At 71.6% G+C, this 22,637-nt stretch carries 23 protein-coding genes; 6 read left to right on the top strand and 17 right to left on the bottom strand.

Translation table 11 applies throughout. From position 1 onward, the window contains the following. Positions 1-77 precede the first annotated feature (77 nt). The 14 genes from ACWGDE_RS18135 to ACWGDE_RS18070 form a co-directional block, all read right to left on the bottom strand. Positions 78-716, bottom strand: coding sequence for a DUF2613 family protein (locus ACWGDE_RS18135; protein WP_453389986.1), 639 nt, complete (start codon positions 714-716; stop codon positions 78-80). A gap of 4 nt (positions 717-720) precedes the next feature. Continuing rightward, a complete protein-coding gene (locus tag ACWGDE_RS18130; RefSeq protein ID WP_453389985.1) occupies positions 721-1,314 on the bottom strand; it encodes a hypothetical protein in 594 nt (197 codons plus the stop codon). A gap of 29 nt (positions 1,315-1,343) precedes the next feature. Next, positions 1,344-1,976, bottom strand: a complete 633-nt coding sequence (locus ACWGDE_RS18125) for a pilus assembly protein TadG-related protein (RefSeq protein WP_453389984.1) — start codon at positions 1,974-1,976, stop codon at positions 1,344-1,346. After that, positions 1,973-2,230, bottom strand: coding sequence for a hypothetical protein (locus ACWGDE_RS18120; RefSeq protein WP_453389983.1), 258 nt, complete (start codon positions 2,228-2,230; stop codon positions 1,973-1,975). The genes ACWGDE_RS18125 and ACWGDE_RS18120 overlap by 4 nt, the downstream gene beginning before the upstream one ends. Before the next feature lie 110 nt (positions 2,231-2,340). After that, positions 2,341-3,030 (bottom strand): response regulator, encoded by a 690-nt coding sequence (locus tag ACWGDE_RS18115; protein WP_453389982.1) that lies wholly within the window; start codon positions 3,028-3,030, stop codon positions 2,341-2,343. After that, entirely contained in the window at positions 3,030-4,220 is a 1,191-nt protein-coding gene (locus ACWGDE_RS18110) for a sensor histidine kinase (RefSeq protein ID WP_453389981.1), read from the bottom strand. Before ACWGDE_RS18110 ends, ACWGDE_RS18115 begins: the two co-directional genes overlap by 1 nt. A gap of 5 nt (positions 4,221-4,225) precedes the next feature. Then, a complete protein-coding gene (locus ACWGDE_RS18105; RefSeq protein ID WP_453389988.1) occupies positions 4,226-5,116 on the bottom strand; it encodes a DUF5936 domain-containing protein in 891 nt (296 codons plus the stop codon). Positions 5,117-5,129: 13 nt separating this feature from the next. Further along, positions 5,130-6,068: a type II secretion system F family protein gene (locus tag ACWGDE_RS18100; protein WP_453389980.1), complete on the bottom strand. Its 939-nt coding sequence runs from the start codon at positions 6,066-6,068 to the stop codon at positions 5,130-5,132. After that, a complete protein-coding gene (locus tag ACWGDE_RS18095) occupies positions 6,065-7,414 on the bottom strand; it encodes a CpaF family protein (protein ID WP_453389979.1) in 1,350 nt (449 codons plus the stop codon). The genes ACWGDE_RS18100 and ACWGDE_RS18095 overlap by 4 nt, the downstream gene beginning before the upstream one ends. A gap of 7 nt (positions 7,415-7,421) precedes the next feature. Further along, the gene (locus ACWGDE_RS18090) at positions 7,422-7,781 is read right to left on the bottom strand and encodes a TadE/TadG family type IV pilus assembly protein (RefSeq protein WP_453389978.1); all 360 of its coding nucleotides are present in this window, start codon (positions 7,779-7,781) and stop codon (positions 7,422-7,424) included. A gap of 4 nt (positions 7,782-7,785) precedes the next feature. Next, positions 7,786-8,175 (bottom strand): TadE/TadG family type IV pilus assembly protein, encoded by a 390-nt coding sequence (locus tag ACWGDE_RS18085; protein WP_453389977.1) that lies wholly within the window; start codon positions 8,173-8,175, stop codon positions 7,786-7,788. Between the two features lie 3 nt (positions 8,176-8,178). Continuing rightward, positions 8,179-9,504, bottom strand: a complete 1,326-nt coding sequence (locus ACWGDE_RS18080; protein WP_453389987.1) for an AAA family ATPase — start codon at positions 9,502-9,504, stop codon at positions 8,179-8,181. Positions 9,505-9,520: 16 nt separating this feature from the next. Then, on the bottom strand, positions 9,521-10,222 hold the full coding sequence (cpaB, locus tag ACWGDE_RS18075) for a Flp pilus assembly protein CpaB (RefSeq protein ID WP_453389976.1): 702 nt from the start codon (positions 10,220-10,222) through the stop codon (positions 9,521-9,523). Positions 10,223-10,262: 40 nt separating this feature from the next. Further along, positions 10,263-11,270, bottom strand: a complete 1,008-nt coding sequence (locus tag ACWGDE_RS18070; protein ID WP_453389975.1) for a hypothetical protein — start codon at positions 11,268-11,270, stop codon at positions 10,263-10,265. Between the two features lie 388 nt (positions 11,271-11,658). Between ACWGDE_RS18070 and ACWGDE_RS18065 the strand changes: the two genes are divergently transcribed. After that, the gene (locus ACWGDE_RS18065; RefSeq protein ID WP_453389974.1) at positions 11,659-13,353 is read left to right on the top strand and encodes a chitinase; all 1,695 of its coding nucleotides are present in this window, start codon (positions 11,659-11,661) and stop codon (positions 13,351-13,353) included. A gap of 132 nt (positions 13,354-13,485) precedes the next feature. Next, a complete protein-coding gene (locus ACWGDE_RS18060; protein ID WP_453389973.1) occupies positions 13,486-14,823 on the top strand; it encodes a M14 family metallopeptidase in 1,338 nt (445 codons plus the stop codon). A 75-nt stretch (positions 14,824-14,898) separates the two neighbouring features. Here the strand turns inward: ACWGDE_RS18060 and ACWGDE_RS18055 are convergent, their stop codons facing one another. From ACWGDE_RS18055 to ACWGDE_RS18045, 3 genes are all read right to left on the bottom strand, one after another. Then, entirely contained in the window at positions 14,899-16,779 is a 1,881-nt protein-coding gene (locus tag ACWGDE_RS18055) for a serine/threonine-protein kinase (protein WP_453389972.1), read from the bottom strand. Between the two features lie 152 nt (positions 16,780-16,931). Further along, the gene (locus tag ACWGDE_RS18050) at positions 16,932-17,342 is read right to left on the bottom strand and encodes a RidA family protein (RefSeq protein WP_453389971.1); all 411 of its coding nucleotides are present in this window, start codon (positions 17,340-17,342) and stop codon (positions 16,932-16,934) included. Next, positions 17,339-18,103: an IclR family transcriptional regulator gene (locus ACWGDE_RS18045; RefSeq protein ID WP_453389970.1), complete on the bottom strand. Its 765-nt coding sequence runs from the start codon at positions 18,101-18,103 to the stop codon at positions 17,339-17,341. Before ACWGDE_RS18045 ends, ACWGDE_RS18050 begins: the two co-directional genes overlap by 4 nt. A 156-nt stretch (positions 18,104-18,259) precedes the next feature. Here ACWGDE_RS18045 and ACWGDE_RS18040 point away from each other — a divergent pair, with 156 nt between their 5' ends. From ACWGDE_RS18040 to ACWGDE_RS18025, 4 genes are all read left to right on the top strand, one after another. After that, a complete protein-coding gene (locus ACWGDE_RS18040) occupies positions 18,260-19,543 on the top strand; it encodes an amino acid deaminase (protein ID WP_453389969.1) in 1,284 nt (427 codons plus the stop codon). Between the two features lie 19 nt (positions 19,544-19,562). Then, on the top strand, positions 19,563-21,167 hold the full coding sequence (locus tag ACWGDE_RS18035; RefSeq protein ID WP_453389968.1) for an N-acyl-D-amino-acid deacylase family protein: 1,605 nt from the start codon (positions 19,563-19,565) through the stop codon (positions 21,165-21,167). Between the two features lie 60 nt (positions 21,168-21,227). Then, positions 21,228-22,238, top strand: coding sequence for a YdcF family protein (locus ACWGDE_RS18030; RefSeq protein ID WP_453389967.1), 1,011 nt, complete (start codon positions 21,228-21,230; stop codon positions 22,236-22,238). A 124-nt stretch (positions 22,239-22,362) separates the two neighbouring features. Next, a complete protein-coding gene (locus ACWGDE_RS18025) occupies positions 22,363-22,548 on the top strand; it encodes a hypothetical protein (protein WP_453389966.1) in 186 nt (61 codons plus the stop codon). Positions 22,549-22,637: the final 89 nt, after the last annotated feature.

Below are 22,637 nucleotides of genomic sequence, written 5' to 3'. Positions count from 1 at the left end.
GGGGCCCCCGAGCCCCGGCGCGCACCGAAGCCGTTTCCGCGGCGGGGCCCGGCCGGTCCGCTGACCCGCGGTCAGGCCTACTGGCCGGCGCCGCGCGGGAAGGTGATCTCGACGCGGCGGTTCTTCTTGCGGCCTTCCTCGGTGCTGTTGTCGGCGATCGGATAGTCCTCGCTGTAACCGCGCACGTCGAAGACGACGGAGGGGTTGGTGACGGTCTTGGCCAACTCCGCCTGCACGGCGTCGGCACGCTGCTTGGACAGCTCCTGGCCGTGCTCGTAGCTGCCCTGGTCGTCGGTGAACCCGAAGACCCGGACCCGGGTGGCCTTCTGCGTGTTGATCTCCTGCGCGATGGCTTGTATCCGGGCGGCGGCCTGCGCGTTGAAGACGGCACTGTTCTCGGGGAACATCACCTCGGACTGCAGCGCCATCATGACGGTCTGATTGGTCTCCTGCCGCCGCTGCTCCCCGCCCAGGTCTTCGACCACTTCGGCGATGTCGAGCACCTTGATCGGAGCCAGGGTTCCACCCTGGGGGATCTTCAGCCCGGGGGCGTTGGAGTCGATGGGCACGGGCGCGGAGGCGGACGGCTCTGTCCCCGGAGGCACGGACGGCTTGGGGTCGTCGGCGTATGCGGCCGTCGCCCCGATGAGGTGGGCACCGGCGATGACGAGCCCGGCGACTGCCGCGGCGGCGGTTGTGCGGTGGCGTTTTGTCATGGGGTCACCCGGAGATCTTGACTGTGGCCGTGGCGAAGGTGGGGAGGCTGAAGTCGACCTCGGTGGCGCTTGCTGGCGGCGCCGGGAACTGCGCGAAGACCGTGATGGTCTGGCCTGCTTCTATGGCGGCCACACCACTCGTGCAGAGGCATCGGCCATCCGTGTCCCGCAGGACGTAGTAGCGCTTCTTGCCTGCCTTGTCGACGAGCGTGGCGCCTGCCACGGACTCTCCGCCTCCGGTGAGAGCCTTCTCGTTGCCGCGCCAGGCCGACGTCTTCACGAACTGCTGCTTACCGGTGTTCTGGATCTGTCCGGTGACGGTCAGGAACCCGCCACCGTCGCGCTTCACGGAGTTGATCGTCAGGACGACCCCGTCCTCACCGTTGACCGTGGCAAGAACCTCGAGTGGTGCGGAGCTTTGGCTCGCGCCGGGTGCGGGCGCCTGGGTCCCATTGGCCTGAGTGCTCGGGGCAGACGGGATCTGACTGGCCTTCGGCTTCTCGTCATCGCCACCACATCCGGCCAGCGTGAGGGCCAAAGCCGCCGCAACCGCCACGGCCGCTCCCCCGCGGACCTTCACCTTGTGCCGAACGTTCATATACGCCGCTTCCTTGTCTCTCGTGGCCTTCAGCTGACCAGTCGCACACTGAAGAGAGTTCTCGCCAGCTTCGACAACTGACCCGGATTCAGGGGGTCCAGCTTGATGGGTACGTCGCCATCACACGTGATGTTCACCGGATCAGGCTTCGGCACCCCGCCACCGGGCGGAACGGGCGTGGGCGTAGGCGTCGGTGTGGGCGCCGGCCCCAGTGAACAACGGGGCTTGATCACGGCTGCGGCCACGGCCGTACCGTGCATCTTGTCGGTGCCGGGTACGACCGACCCCCCAACGGTGCGCGTGGTCGTCACCGAGACCGTGAACTTCGGCAGGGCCGCCTCGCACTCCGCCGTCGCACCGTTGCTCGTGGCGAAGCGTTCCGCCTCCCCGCAGGCGCCCTTCACGTCGAAGCGGTTGCCGTTGAGGATCTTCTCCCAGTCAGAGGGCTTGAGAGCGACCAGATCGAGGCCCACGAGGACGTTGTCCCGGGCGGTCCGAGCAGCCGCCAACGCCGCTGCGTCGGCGGCACCTTGCGCGTCGCTACGAGTGTCACCCGCCATCCCCACGGCGAAGAGGGCGAACGCGACGAAGAGCAGACCCGCCACCGCCACGACATAGATGGGGAAGGCCTGCCCTCGGTCGCAGGAGCGCTGCGCGATCACGTGCCGCCGCCACCAGCCTTGATCAGCCCAACCTGCGCCTTGATCTTGTCGATGATCAGAGTGCCGACCCCAGAACCCACCATCGCGCCGATGATCACGATCACCACCAGGATGATCCCCAGGTATTCGAACGCCGTCTGCCCCCGGTCCATCCCCGCATATCGCTTTCGCATCCTCGTGACGGCCGTGTCCATCCACCCGCTCACGCGGACCTTCGTGTGAACGGTCGCCTTCAGCAGCGTGCTGTGTGACATGGGGGGTCCCTCCCGGTCGGGTGCCGCTGTCGATTTGCGGACGGTACGGCCGAACACCTGTCGATACCAAGGGTCCCGGGGCCCAATTACGGACCCACTGCGCACTCTGTCTACCCATGGCCGCTCACCCCTGGACGGGCCGTTCCAAGCCAGCGTGCGATCGCCTCGCTACGGGTGGTGCTCTGGAGCTTGGCGAAAATGCGGTTGATGTGGTTCTTGACCGTCTTCTCGCTGATGAAGCAAGCGGCCGCGATCTGCTGGTTGTTCATCCCTGACGCGATGAGCTCCATGACCTCCACCTCCCGCGAACTCAGCCCGAAGACACCAGAGTTGTGCAGACGCTCAGAAGACTGTGCCACAGTTCGTTGCGGCTGCGAAGAGGTCCGCAGTTCCGTGAGCAGCGCGCTCGCCGCCGATGGCGTGAAATGGGGGCGGCCCTCGCGGACGTCGTGGACCGCGCGGATCAGGTCATCGGCGGTGAACTCCCCGTGGACCAGGTAGCCGCCCGCGCCCAGGAGCAGTGCTTCGCGGATGACTTCCGACTCGCGGCTGTACGTCAGCATCAGGACCGGTGCCAGCCGCACCAGGTGCGGGAGCGCGGAGATGCCGTCCACGCCCGGCATGCGGACGTCCAGGAGGACCACCTCCGGCGCGTGCAGCCGGGTCAGCCGCAGGGCTTCGCGGCCGTCCGCCGCCTGGGCCACCACTTCGACGCCCTCGCTCACCGCGAGGAGGGCGGTCAGGCCGGCCCGGACGACCGGATTGTCGTCGGCGATCAGGACGCGCAGCGGAGCAGGCATCAGGCGCCCCCTTCCAGTGCGGCGAGCGGCAGGTCCAGCCGGACCTCGGACCCCGAGCCGCTCGAGCCGGGGCCCACGCGCAGACGGGCGCCGATGGCGGCCGCGCGTTCCGTCATGCCCAGGAGTCCGAAGCGGCCCCGGTGCGAGAGCCCGGGGAGGTCGACGCCGGCCGGGAAGCCGCAGCCGTCGTCCTCGACGGCCAGGGTGAGGTGGGTGGTGTCCGCGGCCAGGGAGACCGTGACGCGCGAGGCCCCGGCGTGGCGGCGTACGTTCTCCAGCGCCTCCGACGCCACCGCCAGCAGGTGACGGGCCACCGGCGCCGGCACCAAGGGCAGGACCCCCGCCGTACGGAGCTCCGCGCCGGCGGTGAGCGACCGGAACTCCGCCAGCAGCGACACCCCGGGGGCCTCCAGGTCGCGCCGCAGGTCCGAGAGCAGTTCCCGGGACTCCGCCGCCGCCCGGCGGGCCGCCTCCGCCAGCAGCTCGGCCCGGTGGCGGACGAGCGCCGGGTCCGTGGTCCGCGCCAGGGCCTCCGCCGTCAGGGCGAGGCCGTGCAGGGTCTTCGACACCGAGTCGTGCATCTCGCGCGCCAGCCGGTCCCGTTCGCCCCGGACCGCCTCGGCCACCGCCAGGCGGGCCCGGGTCTCGGTCAGCGCCCGGCTCGCCTCGCCGAAGCGGAAGAGGAGGTCGCGCAGACAGGACCCCGCGGCGCCGGCGATCAGGCACAGCGCGGGCAGGACCGGAGTCCCCGCGAGGGCCGCGACCGCGACCGCCTGGACGGCCGCGTAGACCGCCGAGCCCCGCCACCCGTAGACCAGTCCCGCCAGCAGCGGGGTGCAGACCGAGACGAAGCCGAGCGGGGACTCCGGGGTCGCCGTGACCAGGAGCAGCGCGCTGAAGGCCATGTCGACCGCCAGCAGCCAGCGGTGGCGCAGCAGCAGCGGGCCGAAGCGCTCCCAGTCGCGGAAGAGGACGTACGACAGCATGAAGGTGAGCAGGATCGCCCCGCCCACGAGGTACGTCGGTCCCCCGCGCGCCGTCCTCGACAGTGCCAGCGGCGCGCCCAGGCCGATCATCACCATCCGGAAGGCGAAGACCTGGCGGCACAGGGCCTGGAGCGCGTTGACCTGGAGGGTCGGGGAGGGTGCCGGAGCGGGGCGCGCCGGCAGTGCGATGTCCAGTACCGCCATGGCGCTCACCCGCCCCCGAGCATCGCGCCGAAGTCGATGTCCGCGCCGTAGACGAACCCGCACACGAGCAGGATGAGCGTGCCCGGCAGCATGAAGGTGGTGACCGCGAAGGTCGCCTTGGGGATCGCGCGGGCGGCCCGTCGGCGGGCGTTCTGGGCATCCGTGCGCCGCATGTCCTCGGCGATGGCGATCAGGGTCTCCACGATCGGGGAGCCGAGTTCCTCGCCCTGCTGGAGGGCGGTGACGAACTGGGCGACCTGCTCGGAGTCGTTGCGCCGGCGCAGGGCGTCGAAGGCCTGGCGGCGGCTGACGCCCATGTCCATCTGCTGCAGGGTGATGCGGATTTCATCGGCCCACGGGCCCTCGTACTGGGCCGCCACCCGGCTCAGCGCCTGGCGGAACCCGAGACCCGCGCTCACCACGACGGCGAGCACGTCCAGGAAGTCCGGGAGCGTCCGCTCGATGTGGTCGCGCCGGACCCGGATCGCCGACCACAGGCCGACCTCGATCCAGAACAGTCCGAAGGCGACCATCAGGAGCGCCGGGACCACCTGGCCGTTGAGGAGCATGGAGAAGGCGCCGAGGGCGCCCAGGGCGCCGTAGACGGCACGGCGCGCCGCGTACCGGTCGATGGTGAGGCCGGCCGGATTGCCCGCCGAGTCGATCTGGCGGCGCTTGCGGGCCACCCGGTCCGGCCCCATCAGCCGCAGGACCAGTGGTGCGTAGCGGATGCCCATCCGGTCGACGGCCGAGCCGACGGCCGTCGTGCGGGTGGCGCCGACCTCCAGGGCCAGTGCCAGGTCGGTGGGGAGTTTGGCGTCCGCGCGGTAGAGCCGGATCCCGTGGAAGATCCCCAGGACGGATGCGCCCACGAGGGCGGCCAGGAGCAGAGCGATCACGGCAGCCTCCTCACACGTCGATCTTCGACAGACGGCGGATGAGGACGAAGCCCAGCGTGAAGAGCCCCAACGACACGACCACCGCGAGCTGGCCGATCAGGGCGCCCGTCATGCGGTCCAGGGCGCCCGGCATCATCCCGTTCACGAGCAGCAGTGCCCCGAGTCCGATCGCCGGCACCAGGTACGCCGTGGCCGTCACCTGCGACAGCTGCGTGCGGATCTCGCGCCGCGTCTCCTTGCGCTGTTCCAGCGTCACCGTCAGGTTCCGCAGGCTGCCCACGATCGCGCCGCCCGCCCGGGCCGACAGGACGAGGGTGGAGACCAGGACGACCAGTTCCCGCGACGGGAGGCGTTCGGTCAGTTCGCTCAGGGATTCCTCGATGGAGTGGCCGATGGCCAGGCGGTCGGCGACCCGGGTGAGTTCCTCGCCGGCCGGGGCTTCGAGCTCCTCCGCCGCTATGCCGATGGCGGTGCGCAGGGCCAGGCCGGCCTGGGTGGCGTTGGCCAGGATGCGGGCCAGTTCGGGGAGTTGGTTGATGAAGCGCTCCGTGCGGCGCGTGCGCTGCCAGTTCAGGAAGGCGTTGGCCGACCAGAGGGTGATGGCCCCCGCGACCGGCCCGAAGAACGGTGCCAGGAAGGAGGCGGCTATCAGCCAGACCGCCGCGGCCGAGGCGAGCATGTAGACGAAGAACTCGCCCGGGGTGAGGTCCAGGCCGGTCGTCGCCAGTTTGACCTCGATGCGCCGGCCCAGCTTCGTGCGCCGCAGGCGGCGGTCCAGGGAGCGGAAGCGGCGTACGCGGCCCAGGGGTTCGGGGGCTCCGCTCGCCGAGAGGCGTTCGATGAGGGCGGAGCGCTGGGCGCGGCCCGCGGCGTAGGCGTGGATGCCCCAGACGACGAAGAGGCAGGCCAGCAGGGTGGCGCCGAGGGTGAGGGAGACGTATGGGTTCACAGGGCGGTCCCGCTGATCGTGCGCGTGGGGAGTTCGTCGTCCGACAGGGCCACTCCGAAGGCCTGCGGGACGGGCTGGCCGTTCATGTAGAGGCGGTCCGCGATCCGCCGGGGCAGGGGGTAGTACTGGAAGTAGCCGTGTACGCGGCTGTCGGTGCCCATCGGCTGCGGTACGAACCGGCAGACCGTGATGATCCGGAACGGTTCGCGGCCGTGCGAGTCGAGGATGGAGATCTCGGTGACGCGGCGCGTGCCGTCGCCGAAGCGGGTCAGCTGGACGACGACGTTGACGGCGCTGTTGATCTGGTCCTGGAGCGCCTCGAAGGGGATCTCGACCTCCGACATGGAGGCCAGGGTCTGCAGGCGCATCAGGGCGTCTTCGGAGCTGTTGGCGTGGACCGTGGCCAGGGAGCCGTCGTGGCCCGTGGACATCGCCTGGAGCATGTCGAGCGTCTCGCCGCCGCGGACCTCGCCGACGATGATGCGGTCGGGCCGCATGCGCAGGGAGTTGCGCACGAGGTCGCGGATGGTGATCCGGCCCTTGCCCTCCACGTTCGCCGGACGGGATTCGAGGCGGATCACGTGCGCCTGCTGGAGCTGGAGCTCGGCGGAGTCCTCGATGGTGATGATCCGCTCGCCCTCCGGGATCAGCCCGGAGAGGGCGTTGAGGAGGGTGGTCTTGCCGGTGCCGGTGGCGCCCGAGACGATCACGTTCATCTTGGCCGCCACCAGGCCGGAGAGGAGCAGGAGCATCTGCTCGTCCAGGGAGCCCAGGCCGACCATCTCGCGCAGGGTGAAGGCCCGGGGGAACCGGCGGATGGTGAGGGTCGCGCCGGTCAGGGAGAGCGGCGGGATGATGACGTTGACGCGCTCGCCGCTGGGCAGGCGGGCGTCGACCATCGGATTGGCCTCGTCCACGCGGCGGTTGACGGTGGAGACGATGCGTTCGATGGTCTGCATCAGCTGGTCGTGCGAGGCGAAGCGGAGCGGGAGCTGCTCCACGCGGCCGGCCCGTTCCACGAAGATCTGGTCGGGGCCGTTGACCATGATCTCGGAGATCGAGGGGTCTTCCAGGAGCGGTTCGAGCACGCCGAGGCCGAGCGCCTCGTCGACGACGCGGCGGATCAGCTGGGCGCGCCCGTCCGTGGACAGGACGGGGCCCTCGCGGCTGATGATGTGGCTCAGCACGCGTTCGAGCCGCGCCCGGCGTTCGGCGGGCGCGAGTGCGGACATCTCCGCGAGGTCGATCTCCTCCAGCAGCTTGGCGCGGTACGAGGAGACGAGCCGGCCGTCCTCGCGCGGGCTGTGGCGGTCGTCCGGTGTGTTGACCCGGGAACGCAGGCTCATGGTCTCGTCACCCCTTCGGGTCGTCGTTGGGCATGATCACCGTTGCTGTGGCGTCGTCGAAGGTCAGGCCGGGGACGATGGAATTGATCTTGATGGTGGCCTTGGCCGTGACCTGGTCGTCGTCCTTGGTCACCACCACCGACGCGTTGAGGCTGCCCGTGACGGCCCCCGCGCCCGCCACCGCCCCGCCCTCGCCCGTCCGGGCCTCCACGCGCGCCGCCGTCCGCGCGGCCGTCTCCGCCTGCTGGTGGACGTACGCGACCCAGCCGAGCTGGATCCCGCACAGGGCGACGAAGAGGAGGACCGGAATGAAGCCGATGTACTCCAGGGCCACTTGGCCCCGGTCGGAGTGGATGCGCCGCCTCATGACGTCATTCCTTCCTCTCCATCGCCGCACCGGCCGTGCCGTCGATCGAGCCGAAGCTGAGCCCGGGGAACAGGACGGGGATCTGGAGGGTGACCGTCGCCCGGTAGACGTCGCCGTCCGCCCGGCAGTCGGGGGTGCCCATGTTCCAGGCGCCCCCGATGTACTTGCCCGCCGCCGTACGGCACTCCGCGGCCCCGCTCACGGCTCCCGCCCGGGCCGCCTCGTCCGCCGCGTTGCCCGCCAGCGAGAACGCGTAGCCGATCAGCACGCACTCCCACACGGCCGCCACGAGCAGCAGGATCAGCGGCACCGTGCCGACGAACTCGATCGCCACCTGGCCCCGGTCACGGTCGCCGCACCGGCCCCGGTCGCGTACGGGTCTGCGCGCGGGCACCGCTCAGCCCTCCCGGCCGCGCCGCAGCCACGGCCCGAGCGCGCCCCGGTCGCCGCCGCGCAGCCTGGCCAGGGGCCCGGAGGACCGTACCGCCAGTGCCGCGCCCGGATCGGATTCGGCGGCGGAGAGGCCCGCGGCGGAGGCGGTCTCGGACTCCGGCGGCGCCAGCAGGCCCAGCTCCCCCGCCACCGCCCACAGCGCCTGCTTCACCGTCGACCGGTTGTCGAGGTCCTGCACCCGTCCCGCGTCCACGACCGCCTGGAGTTCCTTGAACGCGGCCGGCACCGGGGTCCGTACGGCCCTGGTCTTGGTGATCTTCTGGATCAGGGCGGGCTGGATCTCGGTGTGCTTGGTCCAGCGGTTGACGACCATCGCGGTGTCCTCCGCCTTGCGGACCTGGAGCCGTTCCCACATCCGGACCATCCGCTTCGCGGCCCGCACCGCGACCACGTCCGGGGTGGTGATCAGCACCGCCACGTCCGCCGTCTCCACCGCGGCCGCGTTGGCGCCCGTGACCTGGGTGCCGCAGTCGATGACGACGAGCTCGTACCGGGCGCGCAGCGCGGCGATGACGTGCCGGGCGGCCCGGTCGTCGACCTCCTCGCCGCGTTCCCCGTCGGCGGGGGCCAGCAGCAGGGCCAGGCCCGTCCGGTCGTCGTAGACGGCGTCCTGGAGGACGCGCGGGGAGATGTCCTGGATGCCGGCGAGGTCGGCGATGGAGCGCCGGAACTGCACGTCGAGGTAGGAGCCGACGTCGCCGGCCTGGAGGTCCAGGTCGACCAGTGCGGTACGCCGTCCGGCGGCGGCCGCGGCGAGGGCGAACTGCACCGCCGCGAAGGTGGTGCCGACTCCGCCCTTGGCCCCGGTGACCGTGACGACCCGGCCCCCGGGTCCGGCGGCGACCTCGGGCCCCCGGCCCAGGTGGCGGCGTACGCCCACGGACCACTGGGCGGCGGCCTGGACGCGGGAGGCGAGCTCCTCGTAGGCGAGCGGGAGGCCGATCAGGCCGCGCGCGCCGCAGTCCATGGCGGCGGAGAACAGCGCCGGGCTCGCGTCCGAGGTGACGAGGACGACGCCGATCGCCGGGAAGCGCAGGGCGACTTCGCGGATGAGGTCCAGGGCGGGGAGCGGACCGATCCGCTCGTGTACGAGGACCACCTCGGGCAGGTCGTCGAGCGAGTCGGCGGCGAGCCTGGCCAGCAGGTCGAGGAGGAAGGTGGAGTCGGGCACGGGGGCGGCCGGCTCGGCTCCGGGGAGCTGGCTGAGCAGGGTCGCGATGACGCGGGCGGCTTCCGGGTCGCCGACCGCGGGGAGGATTCGGGTGCTCAGGGTTGCCATCCGGGCCTCACTTGTCCCCGTCGAGGGTGTACGTGCGGTCGTTCGGGCCGGGCGCCGAGTCGGTGCCGGGGGCCACCAGGGCGAGGCGTACGTGCTCCGCGAACGACTCGGCGTACGCGACGCGCTGGGTGTCCTTGGTGTTCAGGGCGAAGGTGATCGGGACGGCCTCGGCGGGGCCCTTCTTGTCGCTGTCCTTGTCGAGGGGGGTGAGCTTGCCGACGCCCAGGACTCGGGCGTTGGCGACGATGATCACCGAGCGGGAGGGGTCGCCGTCCTTGGCACCCTTGAAGGTGGCGATGATGTTGACCTTCGCGCCGGAGTTGATCTTTCCGGCCACGCCCGTCGCCGCGTCGATCATGATCGCGATCTCCTGCTCGCCCGGCTGGAGCTGCGGCCGGTCGACGAACATGTCCGTCTGGAGCATGGAGCCCTTGCGCAGGGTGGTGAGCGCGACCTTGTCCTTGAGCTGGCCGAGGTCGGTGACGGCGGTCGCCGAGAGCCACCTCCGGGGGACCGTCACCTCCTCGAACTGCCCGGCCGTCAGCGCGCTGTACGGGGCTATGTCGCCCTTCACCCGGTAGGCGGTGACCTCGGCCCCCACTTTGGAGTTGACGTCGCCGATCACCACGAGGACTCCGCCGAAGGCCGCCAGGGCGCACACGACCGACAGGAGCAGCAGGATGACGCCGCGGCGCTGGCGTGAGTTCATGGCCGTACTACCTCGCCGTTCTTGATTCGTTCGGGGCCGGTCAGGATCTGGATCTGGAGCGGCGGCCGGGCTGGGCCGCCGGGGCGGGCGGTGGTGGTGCGGTGAGCGGGGCCGCGCAGAAGCCGCAGCGGTCGCCGATGAGTTCGAAGCCGCACCAGCGGCATTCCTCGCGGCGGACCGAGGCGACCAGTTGGTAGAGCACGGACGGGTCCGGGATGGCGGCGGCGAACTCGACCAGCTTCGGCGTGGCCCACCAGGCGGCCGAGTCGGCCGGCAGCTCGTTCTCCATGACGCCCTGGACCTGCCAGGCGGGGGCGAGGTCGGAGACCACCCAGTCGGAGGAAAGCTGGCCCCGGGCGAAGGTGAGGTGGGTGGCGAACGCCGGTCCAGGGGGCAGCGCCGAGCCGGCGGAAGAAGCAGAGCCGTGGCCCCCGCCGCCCTGACCCCCGCCTCCGTGGGCACCTCCGCCGTGCGCCCCGGACGAGCGCGGGGAGAGCGCGGCGCGCGCCGGTCCCGCGGGCTTCGCGGCGGCCCCTCCCAGCTTGACCAGGTGCGGGACGGGGTTGGCCAGGACGGCGAACTGCGCGTTCGGCGACCAGGACTTGGCGTGCGCGCCCAGCCCGACCGGCACCCGGTCCAGCTTGGCGACCGAGCCGAGCAGCGCGCCCGCGTAGATGTAGTGGGAGAGCAGCCGGGCGGCGGAGGCGAGCACGCCGGGGCTGAAGTCGCCGACGGTGAGCTGGCGCAGCTGACGCACCAGCAGGGCGGTGCCCAGCGGCGGGAGATCGATGTCGAGGAGCGCGATCCGGTCGGTTTCCAGGATGGCCCGCACGGTGTGGAGCCGACGGACCGCGGAGGCCGGCAGCCAGGGCGGTACGACGACCACGAGGTGGCCGTGGCGTTCCAGCAGGGCGGCGGTCTGGGAGAGCGAGCCCTCCAGGTCGATCTGGTCCGGCGGCGACAGCACGGCGGCCGTCGGCGTGTGCCGGTCCGGGGCCGGCAGCACCAGATCGGCGCTGGTGACAGCAATGGCGGTCGGCACGCGCATCCCCCCGTTCACCCCATGCCCGGCGGACGTTCACACCGCGCGGGAGGACGTCCGAAGACGACTCCGAGCGCGCGCCGTACGTCCCCACACGGCCGCGCACGCGCTGCGCGACCGCAAATGATCAACCCTCTGCCCCCTTGCCCCAGCACCATATCCGCGTCCCCCCTGGCAGGGCAGGGGCTTGCTGATTCCTGTGCCACGAGCACATGTCACAGGTGGCCGGAAACCCGGACAACCGGGATCGGCACACGCGTGCCGGGCCGATCGGTTCCAGCCATATTGCAAACGCCCTTGACAGGGACATTGGACTAGACCAACTTGTCGGTGGGGCACCCCACTTGCCCCGGACGCGTACCTCACATCCCCCTCTCCCCCCACCGGAGCCCACGTGAACCGCATACGCTCCCTCGCCGTACCCCTCGCCGTGACCCTCACCGCCGGCGCCCTGACCGCCCTCGCCGTCGGCACCGCCCAGGCCGCCGACGTCAACAACGTCCGCAACGGGGGCTTCGAGTCCGGCCTCGCCAACTGGACGTGCACCTCCGGCAGCGGCGCCGTCGTCTCCTCCCCCGTGTTCGCCGGGGCCGCCGCCCTCAAGGCCACCCCGGCGGGCCAGGACAACGCCCGCTGCAGCCAGAGCGTCAAGGTCAAGCCGAATTCCACGTACACGCTGAGCGAGCAGGTCAACGGCTCGTACGTCTACCTCGGCGCGACCGGGACCGGCACCCAGGACATCTCCACCTGGACCCCCGGCACGGGCGGCGGCTTCCAGAAGCTGTCCACCACCTTCACCACCGGCCCGAGCACCACCGAGGTCACCGTCTGGACCCACGGCTGGTACGGCCAGCCGGGCTACGTCGTCGACGAGTTCAGCGTCTTCGGCCCCGACGGCGGAGGCGGCACCGACCCGGCCCCGACCATCCCCGGCGCCCCGACCGGGACCGCCGTTTCCGGCCAGAGCTCCAGCGGGCTCACCCTTTCGTGGAACCCGGTCAGCGGAGCGACCGGCTACAAGGTGTACCAGGACGGTGTCCTCGTCCAGACCGTGACGACCACCTCCGTCCAGATCACCGGACTCGCCGCTTCGACCTCGTACGCCTTCCAGGTGAGCGCGTACAACGAGGCGGGCGAGAGCGTGCGGGCGGCCACCGTCACCGGCACCACCACGAGCGGCGGGGGCGGCAATCCGAACCCCTCGGTGCCCAAGCACGCGCTGACCGGCTACTGGCAGAACTTCAACAACGGCGCGACCGTCCAGAAGATCTCCGACGTGTCCGCGCAGTACGACATCATCGCCGTCTCCTTCGCCGACGCCACGGCCACGCCCGGCGCCATCGCCTTCAACCTCGACTCGGCCGGCCTCGGCGGCTACACGGTCGCCCAGTTCAAGGCCGACATCGCCGCGAAGAAGGCGGCCGGCAAGTCCGTCATCCTCTCCATCGGCGGCGAGAAGGGCACGATCTCGGTCAACGATTCGGCGTCCGCGACCAACCTCGCGAACTCCGCGTACGCGCTGATGCAGGAGTACGGCTTCAGCGGCATCGACATCGACCTGGAGAACGGCCTGAACCCGACCTACATGACGCAGGCGCTGAAGGCGCTGGCCGCGAAGGCCGGCTCCTCGTTCGTCCTGACGATGGCCCCGCAGACCATCGACATGCAGTCGACGCAGGGCGGCTATTTCAAGACGGCGCTCGCGGTGAAGGACATCCTGACCGTCGTCAACATGCAGTACTACAACAGCGGCGCGATGAACGGCTGCGACGGCAAGGTCTACTCCCAGGGCTCGGTGGACTTCCTCACCGCGCTGGCCTGCATCCAGCTGGAGGGCGGCCTCGACCCCTCGCAGGTGGGCATCGGCGTCCCGGCCTCCCCGAGCGGCGCGAGCAGCGGGTACGTCTCGCCCACCATCGTGAACAACGCGCTGGACTGCCTGACCAGGGGCACGGGCTGCGGCAGCTTCAAGCCGTCGAAGACCTACCCGGGACTGCGCGGTGCGATGACCTGGTCTACCAACTGGGACGCCAAGGCGGGTAGCGCTTGGTCCAACGCGGTGGGTCCCAAGGTCCACAGCCTGCCGTAACCGGTAGGTGTGTGGGGGTGGCCGGACACCGGGGCCATTTTGGCTGGTTTCCAATTCTTGACCCGGACATGCCACGAGAGCACGCTGTGCGCGTCCGCACGGCTACCCCCACACTCCCACCCAGGAGAACGCATGCGGCTCCACCATCGCCGAAGGGCCGCCGTCACGGCGGCCCTTCTCGCGCTCGCACTCGGCGCACCCGCCTACGGCATGAGCGCGACGGCAGCCCCGCCACCCACTCCGTCCACCGCCACCCAGGACGAGGCGATCGTCCAGTACGAGATCCAGGGCCCGGCCACGGCGGCCGAACGCACCGCCCTGCTCCGTACCGGCGCCTCCATCGACGAGGTGGACGCCCGCTCGGTCGTCGTCAGCGCCGACACGATGCAGGCCAAGAAGCTCCGCGCCCTCGGCTACGAGCTGACCGCGCTGCCCGGACCGCCGGACCGCTCCGACGGGCGCGACATCGCCGCCGGGATCAACGATTTCCCGTCGAAGGACGCGCTCTACCACAACTACGCCGAGGCGAACGCGGAGATCGACCAGCGCATCGCCCAGTACCCCTCGATCATGAGCAAGAAGGTGATCGGGAAGTCGTACCAGGGCCGGGATCTCATCGCCATCAAGATCAGCGACAACGTTGCGACCGACGAGGCCGAGCCCGAGGTGCTCTTCACCGCGCACCAGCACGCCCGCGAGCACCTGACGGTCGAGATGGCCCTCTACCTGCTCAAGGAGTTCGGCTCGAAGTACGGGACGGAATCGCGCGTCACCAACATGGTCAACGGCCGCGAGATCTGGATCATCCCCGACCTCAACCCGGACGGCGGCGAGTACGACATCGCCTCCGGCTCCTACCGGTCCTGGCGCAAGAACCGGCAGCCGAACGCCGGCTCCTCGTACGTCGGCACCGACGAGAACCGCAACTGGAACTACAAGTGGGGCTGCTGCGGCGGCTCCAGCAGCAGCAAGAGCTCCGAGACCTACCGGGGCGCGGCGGCCGAGTCGGCGCCCGAGGTCAAGGTGGTCTCGGACTTCGTGCGCAGCCGGGTGGTCGGCGGCAAGCAGCAGATCACGGCCGCCATCGACTTCCACACCTACAGCGAGCTGGTGCTGTGGCCGTTCGGGTGGACGTACAACGACACGGCGCCCGGGCTGACTGCCGACGACCTGGCCGTCTACAAGAAGATCGGCACCAGCATGGCGGCCAGCAACGGCTACACGCCGGAGCAGTCGAGCGACCTGTACATCACGGACGGGACGATCGACGACTGGCTGTGGGGCAACCAGAAGATCTTCGCCTACACCTTCGAGATGTACCCGACGGGCTCGGGCGGCGGCGGCTTCTACCCGCCGGACGAGGTCATCGCGAACGAGACGGCTCGCAACAAGGACGCCGTGCTGCAGCTGCTGGAGAACGCGGACTGCATGTACCGCTCGATCGGCAAGGAGGCGCAGTACTGCCCGTAGTACTGCCTGCGGCCTTTCCCGTCGTACCTGAGTGAGCAGGGGCGCCCCACCGCCAGGGGGGCGCCCCCGCTGCGTTCAGTCCTTCTTCGCGTCCTCGGCGTTGCGCCAGATCATGAGGTCGACGGTGATGTACTTGCTCGGCTCGTTCGGTCCCGACTTGCCGCGGAAGGTCGCCAGCGCGACGTGTCCGGCCTTGCTCAGCACGCAGACCTGCGATCCGTCGGTGAGCTGGTCGAGCCCGATCTTCTCGGTGAAGCGGGTCACGGCACGGCAGGTCTCCAGCGAGCCCTTCTCCGAGTTGTTCAACAGGACGAGCTTCCCGTTCGCGGTGCCGAACCGCTCGTCCCCGAACAGGGTGTCCCGGTAGTAGTAGAGGTCGGCGTGTCCGTACGACACCCCCGCGCCGCTGGGCTCCTCGGCCGGGCGCGGCGGGTTGTCGGCGAACAGCAGCTGGTGGTTCTGCGGCACGTCGATGCCCTGGTACGAGACCGGCTGCGGGTCGGCCCGCTTCTGGCCCGCGCCCGGGGAAGCACTGCTGCCGCCGCTGCCGCCGCCGGACGCCTTGGAGTCGCCGTCCCCGCCCTTGCCGTCCGGCAGCAGAGACCCGAGGACCGCGAGCCCGATGACCGCGGCCACGACGGCCCCGGCGACGATCAGCCCCGTCTTCCTGGAGCGGGGCGGCGCCGGCGGCGCGAACCCCTGGGCGGGGAAGGGCGTCGGCGTGCCGTGGCCCGGCGTGTACGGGGCCTGCGGGTAGCCGGGTTGCGGGTACGAGGGCTGCGGATACGGGCCTTGCGGGTACGAGGCCTGCGGGTACGGGGCCTGCGAGTACGGGGCCTGCGTCCCGTAGCCGGGCGGCACCGTCCCCGGAGCGGGCTGCGCCGGCGCGGCCTGCGTCGGCGCGGCGGCCATGCCGGTCGGCGTGTACCCGGGCGCGGCGGCGGCCGGAGGCTGCGGGGAGCGCTCGGTCGGCGTCGGAGTCGGAGTCGGAGTCGGCGCCGGAGTCGGCGCCGCGGTGGGCGGCTGCGGCGGCGGGGTGGGCGCCGGCGCGGGCAGCCGGAGCCGTTCGGTGATGGAACCGGCCACCTCGCGCGGCAGCCAGTCCTCGCCCTGGCGCAGCGGAACGGCCGAGGCCTCGTTGCACAGTTCGATGATCTCGCCCAGGGTCGGGCGGTCGGCCGGATCGCGGCTGAGGCAGCGGGTCACCACGGGCCGCAGCTCCGGGCTCAGGCCGCTGAGGTCGGGGTCCTCGTGCACGATCCGGTAGAGCACCGCGTGCGAGGGCCCGTCTCCGTAGACGGACGCCCCGGTCGCGGCGAAGGCCGCGATCAGGCCGAGGGCGAAGACGTCGGTGGCCGGGGTGACCGTTCCCGCCGAAGCCTGTTCGGGCGCCATGAACGCCGGGGTGCCGACGCTGACGCCGGTGCTGGTCAGGGCGGTGCTGTCGGCCGCTCGTGCGATGCCGAAATCGATGACGCGCGGGCCGTCGGAGGCGAGGAGGACGTTGGCGGGCTTCAGGTCGCGGTGGACGATGCCCGCGCCGTGGATGACGTGGAGGGCCTCGGCGACCCCGACGGTCAGCAACAGCACGCTGCTCGAGGGCAGTCCGCCGTGCCGTGCCACGGCGTGCGCGAGCGAGGGGCCGGGTACGTAGGCGGTGGCCAGCCAGGGCTGCGGGCCCTCGGTGTCCGAGTCGATGACCGGCGCCGTGTAGAGGCCCTGGACCCGCTGTGCGGACCGGACCTCCTGCTGGAAGCGCCGCCGGAACTCGGGGTCCTCGCCGAACTCGGCCCGGATCACCTTGATGGCGATGGGCCGGCCGCCCGGTGTGTAGGAGAGGTACACCTTGCCCATGCCGCCCGCACCCAGCACCGCCGCCAGGCGGTAGCCGCCCACGACGGCCGGGTCGTCCGCCTTGAGCGGTTGGAGGAACTCGGCCGAAGGTGCACTGCCCATGTGGAGCCATCCCCTGTTAGCGGTGGTCCGGTCCTGCACGCGCACCCCGAACGCACCCGTGAGGGTATCCAATGTCCGCCTCGCCGGGCACGCCGGAACCCCCTGGCGGCGCCGGGAGTTGGGCGCCGCCGTCCGCGCGGGTCCTGCGGGTGCTATCCGAGCACCGCGAGGGCGTCGATCTCGATCAGCAGTCCGGCGGGGAGGCCGACGTACACGGTGGTGCGGGCGGCCGGGGCCTCCTTGAGGCCCTGCTCCTCGAAGTAGGCGTTGTAGATGCCGTTCATCTCGGCGAAGTGCCCGGTGTCGGTGAGGTAGACGCGGATCATCATCACGTCGTCCCAGCTCGCGCCGCCGGCCTCCAGGACGGAGCGGACGTTCTCCAGCGTCTGGAGGGTCTGCTCGCGCAGCCCCGGCCCGGCCGGGGTGGGCGGCTGCCCCTCCACGTGCGGCAGGAAGCCGACCTGGCCGGCGACCTGCAGGATGTTGCCCTTGCGCACGCCGTGCGAGAACTTCGCGGGCGGCGCGGTGTGGGTGTCGGGGGTGATGGCGGTCTTCTCGGTCATGACCGGTCTTCCTGTGCGGGGCCCGAGCCTGAGTACTCGCGGCCGATGGTGTCGGCGGTCTGCCGGACGAGCGGGAGCAGTTCGAGCAGGTCCTCGGCGGAGAGGACCACGCCGGGGGCGGAGACGGACATCGCGGCGACCACGCGTCCGCCGGGTCCGCGGATGGGCGCGGCGAGGCAGTTGAGCGCCTCCTCGTGCCCGCCGAGGTCGGTGGCCCACCCCTGCTCGCGCACGAGGTCCAGCTCGCGCAGGTAGGCGGCCGCGTCGGGCGTGGAGCGGGCGGTGTACGCCGGATAGTCGATGCGCAGCGCGAGGGCGCGGCGCTCCTCCTGCGGCAGGTCGGCGATCAGCAGCTTCGCCACCGCCGCCACCGTCAGGGGCACGGGCCGGCCGATGCGCGAGTACATCCGCACCGGATAGCGGCTGTCGACCTTGTCGATGTAGACGACCTCGTCGTCCTGGTGGAGCGCGAGGTGCACGGTGTGCCCGGTGATCCGGTTGAGTTCGACGAGGTGCGGATGCGCGACGTCCCGTACGTCGAGGTTCTCGATGGACTCGGCGGCCAGCGCGAAGAGGGCGGCGCCGAGCCGGTAGCGCCCGTCGCCCTGCCGGTAGACGAAGCCGTGCTCGTGCAGGGTCCGCAGCAGCCGCAGGGCGGTGCTCTTGTGCACGCCGAGCACCTCGGCGACGTCGCCGAGGCCCGCCGGGCCCTTGGCCAGGGCGGGAAGGATCCGCAGCGCCCGCTCCACCGACTGGCTCACGCCGTCTCCCTAGGTGTCGCCGTCCTGCGGGTGCCGTCCTCCGGGTGCCGTGGCCCCGTTGACCCGCCGTCACCCGGGATGTTAGACAGCATGCAGCGGTACACGCAACGACCGTTGCGGCCCGCGCAACAACAGCGACGCCCGGGAGGCACGTACATGCCCAGCGACCCCGTCCAGGCCCTCGCCGAGGAGCCGGTCGACCACCGGTTCAAGGGACTCCCCCCGGACGCCGAGCGGGCGGGCCTCACCGTCGGGCAGCTCACCGCCCAGCGGCGCAACCTCCACACCGGCGGGTTCACCACGCCCGTCCTCACGCTCGACGCCGACGCGCTGAGCCACAACCTCGCCGCCCTCGGCACGTACGCCGAGCGCCACGGGCTCGCCTTCGCCCCGCACGGCAAGACCTGCATGGCGCCCCAGCTGTTCCACCGTCAGCTCGACCACGGCGCCTGGGGCATCACCGCGGCCGTCCCCCACCAGGCGCGCGTCTACCGGGCCTTCGGCATCCAGCGCATCTTCCTCGCCAACGAGCTCGTCGACGCCGCGGCCCTGCGCTGGGTCGCCGCCGAGCTCGCCGCCGACCCGGGTTTCCGGTTCGTCTGCTACGTGGACTCCGTGCGCGGGGTCGAACTCATGGACCGGGCCCTCCAGGCCCAGCCCGCCATCGCCGTCGTCGACGTGGTCGTCGAGCTCGGCGCGGGCGAGGGCGCCCGCACGGGTGCCCGCACCGACGAGGACTGCCGGGCCGTGGCCGACGCCGTGGCCGAGGCCTCCACCCTGCGGCTCGTGGGCATCGCCGGGTACGAGGCCGAGGTGCCCGGGGCCGACCCGGAATCCGTGCACGCGTACCTGCGCCGGCTCACCGGCCTCGCCGCCGAGTTCGACAAGGCCGGGCGGTTCGACGCGGCCGAGGAGATCGTCGTCAGCGCCGGCGGCTCCGCCTGGTTCGACGCCGTCGCCGACGTGTTCGCCGAGCTCCCGGAGCTGTCCCGGCCCACGCTCAAGCTGCTGCGCTCCGGTGCGTACGTCTCCCACGACCACGGCTGGTACACCCGCCTGACCCCCTTCAACCGGGTCCCCGAGGAGGGCGGTCTGCGGCCCGCGTTCCGGCTCTGGGCGCAGGTCGTCTCCCGCCCCTCCCCCACCCAGGCGTTCATCAACGCGGGCAAGCGCGACATCGCCTACGACCTCGGGCTGCCCGAGGTCGAGCTCGTGCGCGATCCGCTCGACGGTTCCGAGCGCCCGGCCCCGGGCGTCCGCGTCGTCAAACTCTCCGACCAGCACGCCTGGCTGGAGACGGACGGCGCCGAGGACCTGAACGTCGGCGACTGGGTGGCGCTCGGCATGTCCCACCCGTGCACGATCTTCGAGAAGTGGCCGCTCATCCCGGTCGTGGAGGCCGACGGCACGGTCACCGACTACGTCCGGACGTTCTTCTAGGCGGGGTGTCCCCAAGCGCATGGACCTGGTCATCCGCGGGGCCCGCGTCGTCGACGGCACGGGCGGGCCCTCGTACACCGCCGACGTCGCGGTCCACGAGGGCCGCATCGCCGGGATCGGCAGGACCGGAGGAGCCGGAGGGACCGGGGGGACCGGCCGGATCGGCGGCGGGCGGCAGACCCTCGACGCCGACGGTCTGGTCCTCGCCCCCGGCTTCGTCGACATGCACGCCCACAGCGATCTCGCGCTGCTCCGCGATCCGGACCACAGCGCGAAGGCCGCCCAGGGCGTGACCCTCGAAGTCCTCGGCCAGGACGGCCTGTCCTACGCCCCCGCCGACGACCGGACCCTCGCCGGGGTGCGGGCCGCCATCGCCGGCTGGAACGGCACCGGCGAGGACATCGAGTTCACCTGGCGGGACGTGGGCGGCTACCTCGACCGGCTGGACGCGCAGGGCATCGCCGTCAACGCCGCCTACCTCGTCCCCCAGGGCACCGTCCGGGCCGGCGTCGTCGGCTGGGGCGACCGTCCCGCGACCCCCGCGGAGCTGGACCGGATGCGCGCCCTGGTCGCCGAAGGCCTCGCACAGGGCGCCGTCGGCATGTCCTCCGGCCTCACCTACACCCCGGGCATGTACGCGTCCGGCTCCGAACTGACCGAGCTGTGCCGCGTGGTCGCCCACTACGGCGGCTACTACTGCCCGCACCACCGCTCCTACGGCCGCGGCGCGCTCGCCGCCTACGCCGAGATGGTCGAGCTGACCCGCGAGGCCGGCTGCGCCCTGCACCTGGCGCACGCCACGATGAACTTCGGCGAGAACCGGGGGCGCGCCCCCGAGCTGCTGGCACTCCTCGACCGGGCCCTGGCCGACGGCGCCGACATCAGCCTCGACAGCTACCCGTACACCCCCGGCTCCACCACGCTCGTCGCCCTCCTGCCGAGCTGGGCGAACGAGGGCGGGCCCGAGGCCGTCCTGGCGCGGCTGCGCGACGACGCCGAGGCCGAGCGGATCAGGTACGCGCTGGAGGTGGAGGGCGCCGACGGCTGCCACGGGGTGCCCGTCGACTGGTCGACGATCGAGATCGCCGGGACCACCGATCCAGCGCACGGGGCGTACGTCGGCACGCGCGTGCGCGACTGGGACACCGCCCGGCGGCTGCTGCTGGCGGACCGGCTCGGCCCGAGCATCCTGCAGCACGTCGGGCACGAGGAGAACGTACGGACGATCATGCGCCACCCGGTCCACACGGGCGGCTCGGACGGCATCCTGCACGGCGCGAAACCGCATCCGCGGGCCTACGGCACCTTCCCGCACTACCTCGGGCACTACGTGCGCGAGCTGGGCGTCCTCTCCCTGGAGGAGTGCGTCGCCCACCTGTCGGGCCGCCCGGCGGCCCGGCTGCGCCTGCCCGACCGGGGGACCGTGCGGGTGGGCCACCGCGCGGACCTCGTCCTCTTCGACCCGCTGACGGTCGCGGCCGGGTCCACGTTCGATCACCCGCGCGCGCTGCCGGCCGGGATACCGCACGTCCTGATCGACGGGCGGTTCGTGATGCGCGACGGGCGCAGGACGGACGTGCTGGCCGGACGGTCGGTCCGCCGGACCCCGCACGGAGGCCGATAGACATCCGGACGGGGTGATCATGCGGTCGTTCCTTCATACGGCCCGCCTACGATGAGGGACATGTTCGCCTTTGTCCCTGCCGCCCTGTTTCTCGTCCTCTTCGGCGTGAGCGTCCGGGAGGACCGCAGGCGCTTCCGCAACGCGGTCTACTTGGGTCTCACCTTCATATGCACGTCCGTGGGCCTGCTCACCCTGGTCCCGGACCTGCCCCACGGCCTCGGCGGCATCATCGTCGCGCTGGTCTTCCTGGTCCCCGCGCTCGGCACGATCGCACTCGGCGTCTTCCTCATCGGCAACGGACTGACGATGGTCCGCAAGGAGGGCCGCCGCCCGGCCAACCTGCTCTCCTTCATGGCGGGGGTGGGGATCTTCGCCCTGATCGCGTTCGTCCTGACCATGGGCAACCGGGGCTCCCAGAAGTGGGACGCGGTGGTGGGGGGCGTGGTCTTCCTCGCCGGGTACGTCTCCTTCCTCTTCCTCTGCTTCCTCGCCTACGCCTTCCTCTACGGCCGGATCAAGGTGCACGGGGACGTCGACTACGTGGTGATGCTCGGTTCCGGCCTGATCGGCGGCGACCGGGTCCCGCCGCTGCTGGCCTCGCGGCTGCGCAAGGGCCGGGAGATCCAGGAGGCCCAGATCGCACGCGGCGGCCGGGTGCCGGTGCTGCTCACCTCGGGCGGCAGGGGGCCGGACGAGAAGGTCGCGGAGGCGCGGGCGATGGCCGACTGGCTGATCGCGGAGGGCGTGCCGGAGGAGCACGTGCGGCTGGAGGACCGCTCCCGCACGACGGAGGAGAACCTCCGGTTCAGCCGGGAGATCATGCTGGCCGGGGACCCGTCCTACCGCTGCGTGGTGGTGACCAACAACTTCCACGCCTTCCGCGCCGCGATGACGGCCCGCAAGGCCGGGGTGAACGGGCAGGTCCTGGGCTCGCCGACGGCGAAGTACTTCTGGCCGAGCGCGACGATCCGCGAGTTCGTGGCGGTGTTCTGGGAGCACAAGATCGTCAACCTGGGCATCTGCGGCGCGGTCGTCGCCCTGACGACGGTGCTGGCGGTCAACGGCGCCTGAGGCGCGTTCGCCGTGCCGCGGGGGCCCTCCGGCCGCGCCCGGGGGGTCCCGCCCCCCGCCGACGTGCGTTCATGGGGACACCGCCGGAGGATGGGGCCAGGGGGAACCCAGGAGGAGGTACGCGATGGCCAGTGAAGCGGACCAGCAGCCCCAGCGTCCGGCCCATCTCTACACGGGTTCGGAACGCCCGTACGACCCCGAGGACCTCGTGATGGCGCGCGGCCAGGAGCCGACTCCGGAGCGGCTCGAAAGGGCGCGCCAGCTGATCGAGAAGGAAGGCGCGAAGGCCCTCGAACGCTACCTCCCGTAGCCGGATCGGGGTGCGGGGCCGAGGCCCCTGCCGGGCCCCGGGGACGGGGTCCGGCGAGAGTGCCGGGGCGGGGCGCGGAGCTGCTCGGC

It is taken from the genome of Streptomyces sp. NPDC054956 (assembly GCF_053609185.1).
The sequence above is the reverse complement of the archived record's forward strand: the minus strand, read 5'-3'. Positions and strand labels throughout refer to the sequence as shown.